Genomic DNA, 7,944 nt, shown 5'->3' on the forward strand with positions numbered 1-7,944 from the left:
ATCTCCTCCTCACAAGTTATTTAAAAATCACAGTTTAAAGTTGTGAACAATTGGCATACGTCTTCCTGTTCCAAAGGCTTTGGTGGTGACTTTGAGTCCAGGTGCTGCTTGTTTTCTTTTGTACTCTACTCTGTTGACTTTATTTATAACATCTTTTACCAATCTTTCATCATATCCTTTTTCTATTATTTCTTTTGCTGACCTGTTTTCCTCTATATACATCTTTAATATTTCATCCAAAATCTTGTAAGGAGGCAATGAGTCTTCATCTTTTTGATTAGGTCTTAATTCTGCAGAAGGAACTTTTTCAATTATAGAAATTGGAATTATTTCTCTTTCTCTGTTTATATACCTCGCAAGCTCGTATACCATTGTCTTAGGTACATCTGCAATTGGTGCAAGGCTTCCGCTCATATCTCCGTAAAGAGTGCAATATCCCATTGCCAATTCTGATTTATTTCCGGTAGTTAAAACAATGTGCCCTTCCCTATTTGATATAAACATTAAATAATTACCTCTTATTCTTGCCTGTATGTTTTCTTCTGCCAGGTCACCTATAACGCTGTTATCCCCATTGAAAACCGATAAATAACTTTTGAACACAGGCTCTATTGGGATTACTCTAAATTCAACTCCCAAATTTTCAGCCAGTATTCTTGCATCAGTTTTACTTCCTTCAGAGGAATATCTTGAAGGCATTGAAACTGCAAGAACATTTTCTTTTCCTAAAGCTTCTACTGCAATGGCACAAACTACTGCAGAATCTATTCCTCCGCTTAAGCCTACTACTGCCTTTTTAAAACCTGATTTTTTACAATAATCTCTTACACCAACTACGAGAGCATTGTATACCCATGATATATCCTCTTTTATCTCAGGTAACTCTTTAAAATTTTTAAGCTCTTCCATATCGACAATTTTAATGTCTTCCTCAAAAGCTTTAAGCTGCACAACTCTTTTGCCTTCTTCATTTACTACAAAGCTAGAACCGTCAAATATCAATTCATCATTTGCACCAACTTGATTCACGTAAACAAAAGGAATTGCGTACTTTTTTATTTTTTCTCTATCATTTCTACTCTCATATTTTGCTTACCCAAGTAGTAAGGAGATGCTGAAATATTTATAAAAATATCAGGTTTTAGCTTAAATTGTTCTTCTAAAACATCAACAGAATAATCTACATTTGGCTCAAAAACATAATCTTTCCATATGTCTTCACATATATTAACTCCTAATTTTATCCCTTTAAAAGAAGCTACCTTTCTTATTTGTGCTGGTTTGAAATACCTTTTTTCATCAAATACGTCATAGTTTGGAAATAAAGTCTTATCAAAAACCTCGACTATTTTACCGTCATAAATAAAAAAAGCAGAATTGTAAAGATTGCCTTCTGTGTCTTGCCTTACAGTACCAAGTATTACTCCGATTTGATAAGTAGCGGGCAAGACTATTTCATTTATATATTTTTCATTGGCTTCTAAAAAATCTTGCATAAACAAAAAGTCTTTAGGAGGATAACCTACAGTAGACAATTCAGGGAACACCACAAGGTCAGCTTTTTGGTATTTTGCTGTATTTATAAACTCTACTATCTTTTTAAAGTTTCCTTTTATATCTCCTACAACTGGATTTATTTGTGCTAATGCAATTTTCATTAGTTTTCACCCCGCATTTATAGTACTACAATACATATTTTAGCACATAAAAAGACAAAAAACACTGTTTTCTATCTCCACCTTATCAGCTTTTTTTCAAGATACACTATAAAAATGTACATCAAGGCAGAAAGTATTGAGAGTATCAGGACACTTGTCATTACCAAATCTAACTTAAAAATTTGACCGCCGTAGACAATCAAATATCCCAAACCTGCTTTAGAAACTAAGAATTCTCCTGTAATTACTCCCACCCAGGAAAGTCCGATGTTTATTTTTATGGCGGAAATAATCGTTGGGACACTGGCGGGAAGAATACATTTTGTAAGTATTTGCATTTTTGTGGCACCAAAAGTCTTTAAAAGTTTTATTTTTTCTTCGTCAACTTCTTTAAAACCCGTTTGCAAGCTGATTATAGTTACTATCAATGAAATAGCAAGAGCCATTGTAATTATTGGAGCTTCTCCATTTCCCATCCAAACTATAAATATAGGACCCAATGCAATTTTAGGGAGGCTATTAAGTACAACCAAATAAGGTTCTGCAACTTTTGACAAAAAATCTGACCACCACAAAAGTATAGCGATTATCATGCCAATTATTGTGCCAAGAGTAAAACCTATTATCGTTTCACTCAAAGTAACCCATATGTGCATAAAAAGAGAACCATTCTGGCTTAAAGTCATCATAGTTTTTAACATTCTTGAAGGCTGGCTGACCAAAAAAGGGTCTACAATTTTATACCTTGCGACAATTTCCCATGTAGCGAAAAAGAGGATTAATAATGCAAATTGGGTGACTCGTATCAATACATTTTTTCTCTTAACTTTTTTTAAAAATTCCCTGTGCTCCTTTGAAATATAAGGGGTTGCTGCTTCATACATGGACATCCAACTCCTTCCAAATAGAATTAAAATATTCTCTAAACTCAGGAGCTTTTCTGCAGCCTATGGGAGTTCGATCTTCACAGGTTAAGACAATGTCATAAATCTTTTTTACATGGGCAGGCCTATTTGATAGCACTACAATTCTGTCACACATAGAAATTGCCTCTGAGATATCGTGAGTTACTATGACCGCAGTTTTTTGCTCATATTTAAGAATTTTATACACTTCATCGGATATAGCAAGTCTTGTTTGGTAGTCTAAAGCAGAAAAGGCCTCATCTAGTAAAAGTATGTCTGGTTTTAAAGCCAATGTCCTTATGAGAGCGGCTCTTTGTCGCATCCCACCTGACAATTGATTAGGATAATGGTTTTTAAACTCGCCGAGGCCGTATTTTACAAGCAAACCTTCTACGTATTTTTTAGACTCTTCTGTTAGACTTTTTTGTATTTCAAGTCCAAGTAGCGCATTTTGCCATATATTTCGCCATTCAAAAAGGTGGTCTTTTTGGAGCATATAGCCTATTTTTCCATTTACCTCTACACTTCCGTAAGAAGGCTTTAAAAGACCAGAAATAATAGAAAGAAGAGTAGATTTGCCACAACCAGAAGGGCCTATAATCCCTACAAATTCTCCTTCGTACACATCAAAAGAAATATTTTTTAAAGCTTCTGTTTCACCGTCTAAAGTGTGATAATTAAAGGATACATCTTTGAGGCTTACCATTATTTTATTCATAAAAGCACTCCCTTCTATGTGAAAAGTCAGTTAATAAAAGGGGAATTGTGCTCAATATGGGAGGGACATATTGAGCACAATTTAAAACTTTACTTTTTGATCATTTTTTCAGCTTTTTCAGCGAAAGTGTTGTTGATTAGAGGATGTGAGTCCACCTTTTCTTTTATTACACCTGCATCTAAAAGTATATTTTGTAGAAAATCAAAGTCCTCAACTTTCATTTTTAGAGTAGTGCCCCAGGTGTTTTGATTTTTGTACCTTTCAATTGCTGTCGCCATAAGGTCTACATCAGCATCTGGGAAGAAAGGCTTAATTGCTTCCGCTACTTCTTTAGGAGAATGAGATTCCACCCACAGCATTCCTTTATACACTGCATTTACAAAACGCTGTATTATATCGGGATGTTTTTCAATATAGCTTTTTCTTGCATTAAAAGTCGTATAAGGAACTTCATGACTGGAAGCGCCAACTGATGCTACAATGTATCCACCTTTTTGTTTTTCAACTAGGGAAGCTGTAGGTTCAAATAACGCCACGTAATCAGCATCGGAAGACATAAAAGCTCCCGCTGCGGCTGTAAATTGAAGATTGGTGATAAGGGTTAAATCTGTTTTTGGATTTATGCCGTGTTCTTTTAAAATGTATTCCAGTGTCATTTGAGGCATCCCGCCAGGCCTTCCACCTATTACCTTTTTACCTCTTAAATTTTCCCATTTAAAGTCCGGTTCAGGCTTTTTCCCCAAAAGGAAAGACCCATCTTTTCTTGTGAGCTGCCCAAAGTTTACAAGATAATCATCTCTACCTTCTTTAAGTACGTATACAGTGGTTTCGGGTCCTTGAAGTCCTATGTCTGCTGTGCCAGATAAAACGGCCGTTGCAGCTTTATCTGACCCTTGAGCAGTTGTAATGACGAGTTCCAGCCCCTGTTCTTTGAAAAAGCCTTGGCTTACAGCTACGTAATAGGGAGCGTAAAAAATAGAATGGACTGTTTCTACAAAATTAATTTTTGTAAGTTTTTGACTTTTATTTGTACACCCTGCAAATAAAGAAACTGTAAGGGCTAATACTAACAGGAATACAATTAAGTACTTAAGCCTCATACCCATCCTCCTTTTTCTATTTTCACTTTATTATATTCTTTCAATTAAAATGTGTGATTGACGCAAATTGTGCGTTTTTGTGATTTTAAATTTGTAATTGATAGTTTGATAAAAAGAAGGAAAAGTGAAATTTTTGTCGAATATGTATATACTGTGGTCTTAATGGATTAAAATGCTACAAGAAAAGGGGATTGAAAATGGCACAAAAAGTAGCTGTAAAAAAAGGGCAAGACATTAAAAAAACAAACAAAAAAAGCATACAGAAGTTTTGTAAGCATAGACACAATATTTTATATATTGCTTTTAGTTCTCGTATTTTATCCACCTTTTTTTAGAGGCATGTACTTTGAAAAAGAAATGTTTCCCACAATTGCATTGACTTCTGCGGTATTTATTATATGGGCTATTTTTAAAATTGTGCAAAAAGAACCCATAATAAGTACTAGCTTAGACTATGCTGCTTTATCTCTTGTAGGGGCGTATATAATCTCTAGTTTTTTTGCTGTAAATATAAGGGCGAGCATAGGGGAAGTTTTGAGATATTTTGATTATTTGTTTATATATTTCATAGTTAGTAGGACTGTAAGAGATAACAAAAAAATTTTTATACTGTTAAATGTGTTAGTTTTAAGCTCTTTTGTAGTAGCGGTTGTGGGGCTGGGATCTTCAGTTAATCTCATCCATTACAACGGTTCATGGGTAGGAGGCAGGATAAACTCTACTTTTCAGTACCCCAATACAACAGCTTCATTTTTGATGGCTTTTTTCCTTGTCAATTTAGCTTTAATTTCTTATACTGATAATAAATATTTAAAGGCAATATACGGCGTAACCGCTTATACACAGTTTTACGCCTATGTATTTACCTTATCTCGCGGAGCATGGCTTATGCTTCCTTTCCTTGGCATTATCCTCATGTTTTTGATGCCAAGAGGCAAAAGAATAGAACCTTTTATGTATTTTGTAGGGGTTTTAATTGCTTCAGCACTGCCTATAGTAAAATTTAATTCAGCAGTTGCCAGCGGTGTAGTTCTCAATTTAATCAAATGGTATTTGATTGGCGTTTTTGCTTCACTAATTGTTACATACGCAATAAGCTTTTTTGTAAGTGTTGTCAATAAAATAAATGTGAAAGTTGGAATAGCTATTGCTGCTGTAATTGGAATTTTTGTGTTGGTAGCAGGATACATAGTTTTTACGACGCAAGTTCCTTTGACTTTAAAACATGATGTAGAGGAGTCTGACAGCATAAAAAGCGTCACGAGATTTGTGAGTGCAGAACCTGACAGAGTTTATGTGTTAAAATACGATGTTGTAGCCAAAAATCCCTCGAATAAGGATTGGGCTTACGGCATAATAATAAACAGCAGAAATGAAAATGACCAACCGACTAAAATTGCAGAATTCTACGACAAAGACAATTTCATAGGAGAAAAAACAATAGAATTTTCTACTTTAAAAGACACAAAAAGGCTTGCCATAACATTTGTAAATAATTTCCGAAACACGTCAGTTACTATTACAAAGGCGCAAATATATCCTAAAAATGCTCCTTATGAAGTACAAAACATAATGTTAAAATACAAGTACTTGCCAGAGGATATTGCATCACGTGTGCAAGATATAGACCTTACCAGCCGCAGTAGTTCACAGAGGATGCAATTTTATAAAGATGGATTTAAAATTTTCAAAGATTATCCTATATTTGGAGCAGGTGGCGGCGCATGGGCATCACTATATTTTAAATACCAATCTTATCTGTATTGGACTACACAAACCCATAACTATTTCATGCAGGTACTTTTAGATACGGGTATTATTGGAGCTATCGCTATAATGTTTTTGCTTTTGTCACTATTTAGGGGTATGTACAGAGTGTATAAGGGATATTTGGAGGAAAAAGACAGAATATTAATTTCTGCTGTTATAACAGCAATAGTAAGTCTTTACGCTCATGCTGCAATGGATTTTGACCTGTCGCTTTCTGCAGTATCTATTGCACTTTGGGCGTTAATTGGTGTAATAAATTCTTTGGACATACTAAAAGTTAAAGTAAAAACAAAAAAATTTACTTAAACTATTTAGCGATAGTTGTAGCCTTTGTTGTAATGTTTATGTCTACTTCTATGTCAGTAGCGTTAAGTTATGCCGTAAAAGGGGATAACTTTTTGAGACAACAAAATCTTATTTTGGCGGAACAAAATTATGAAAAAGCAGTATCCTATGACCCGTGGAACGCAAAATACAGAATGACATACGGGCAAATTCTCACCGCCCTTGGTGACCAGTTAAAGGATGCTGCAAAGCTTCAAAAAGCGATGTTTGAGGAAGAAAAAGCCGTGCAATTAGAGCCTTTTAATTCTCAACTTAATGCCCAACTGGGAGCTTTCTATCTTGCTCATGGACAAATTGACCTTGGCCTTAAATATGTATTAAAGGCGGTAGAAGTACAACCATTGAGGCCAGAAAATTACCAGCAATTAGCTGATGCTTATAACAAAGTTGGTATGTATTATTTAAACAATGGAGATAAAGAAAAGGCAAAAGAATTTTTGCAAAAAGCGGTAGATGTACAAAAAATGTTTGACAAAGCAAATTCCAAATCATTAGAGCCAAAGCCTATGACTGAAATGACCAAACAGATAATGGAAGAATCCCAAAAGACGCTTCAAGAGATACATTAAAAGTGTATCTCTCTTTTTTTATCTTGATTTACCATAAAAGGAATGGTATGATGAAGCTAGTAAATGGTTTTTATATGGGGGCCATGAAATGACAAATGAAGATTTTGTGAATTTTATTGTTGACAAATTTAATAGTTTTGAAAAAAGGTTTGACAACTTTGAAAAAAGATTGGATGGATTTGAAGAAAGATTTGATGAAGCTATTACAAAAATAAAGATGAAGTTAGAGAAAACACTAGATTAGCATGATAAAAAGATTACCGAATTAAACCAAAAATCACAGGAAGTAAAGCTGGAAAGACAGCTTTTAAAGAGAGCAGTAGTAAATTTGTAGACATCGAGATACACTATAAAGTGTGTCTTTTTTTGTAAAGTGTAGCAGTAAATCCTGAGCCGAAGTGAAACGAAGCCTTAAGCCGAAGTGAATGGTCTCCGAAGAATCTTTGTCTTCTGTCATTCTGAGGTGAAGCCGAAGAATCTCATGCATAAAGGAATACAAAAAATGCAAAAAAGTATTAAAAAAGAAAGGTAGGAGGGTGTAGAGATGAAGAAAATACCCTATGGGATGTCCAATTTCAGAGCGATGAGAGAAGAAGGATACCTTTATGTAGACAAAACGATGTATATAGAGAAGATAGAGAACTTAAATAGCAAATACCTGTTTTTCATAAGGCCGAGGAGGTTTGGGAAAAGTCTCTTTCTTTCTACATTAGAGAACTATTATGACATAAACAATGAGAAAGACTTTGAGAAACTATTTGGCGACTTATATATAGGGAAGAATCCAACAAAGCTAAAGAACGGTTATATGATACTCAAACTGAATTTTCAGGCCTAAACACAGAAAACAAAGACCAACTAAAAGAGTCCTTTTTGTTA

The 7,944-nt window shown here is 34.5% G+C and carries 4 protein-coding genes and 3 pseudogenes; 3 read left to right on the forward strand and 4 right to left on the reverse strand.

Going from position 1 to position 7,944, the window contains the following annotated elements; genetic code table 11:
• Positions 1-27: 27 nt before the first annotated feature.
• The 4 genes and pseudogenes from THESIDRAFT1_RS08405 to THESIDRAFT1_RS08420 form a co-directional block, all read right to left on the reverse strand.
• Positions 28-1,658: pseudogene (locus THESIDRAFT1_RS08405) on the reverse strand (NAD+ synthase).
• A gap of 71 nt (positions 1,659-1,729) precedes the next feature.
• Positions 1,730-2,542: an ABC transporter permease gene (locus THESIDRAFT1_RS08410; protein WP_006570099.1), complete on the reverse strand. Its 813-nt coding sequence runs from the start codon at positions 2,540-2,542 to the stop codon at positions 1,730-1,732.
• Positions 2,535-3,281, reverse strand: coding sequence for an ABC transporter ATP-binding protein (locus THESIDRAFT1_RS08415; RefSeq protein ID WP_006570100.1), 747 nt, complete (start codon positions 3,279-3,281; stop codon positions 2,535-2,537). Before THESIDRAFT1_RS08415 ends, THESIDRAFT1_RS08410 begins: the two co-directional genes overlap by 8 nt.
• A gap of 89 nt (positions 3,282-3,370) precedes the next feature.
• Positions 3,371-4,381, reverse strand: a complete 1,011-nt coding sequence (locus tag THESIDRAFT1_RS08420; RefSeq protein WP_006570101.1) for an ABC transporter substrate-binding protein — start codon at positions 4,379-4,381, stop codon at positions 3,371-3,373.
• Positions 4,382-4,578: 197 nt separating this feature from the next.
• Between THESIDRAFT1_RS08420 and THESIDRAFT1_RS08425 the strand changes: the two are divergent.
• From THESIDRAFT1_RS08425 to THESIDRAFT1_RS08430, 3 genes and pseudogenes are all read left to right on the forward strand, one after another.
• Positions 4,579-7,065 (forward strand): annotated as a pseudogene (locus THESIDRAFT1_RS08425) (O-antigen ligase family protein).
• Positions 7,066-7,153: 88 nt separating this feature from the next.
• Complete coding sequence (locus THESIDRAFT1_RS13405) at positions 7,154-7,309, forward strand: hypothetical protein (RefSeq protein ID WP_003870603.1); 156 nt, start codon at positions 7,154-7,156, stop codon at positions 7,307-7,309.
• Between the two features lie 300 nt (positions 7,310-7,609).
• Positions 7,610-7,944: pseudogene (locus tag THESIDRAFT1_RS08430) on the forward strand (AAA family ATPase); the annotation flags it as partial.

It is taken from the genome of Thermoanaerobacter siderophilus SR4 (assembly GCF_000262445.1).
Taxonomy (GTDB): domain Bacteria; phylum Bacillota; class Thermoanaerobacteria; order Thermoanaerobacterales; family Thermoanaerobacteraceae; genus Thermoanaerobacter; species Thermoanaerobacter ethanolicus.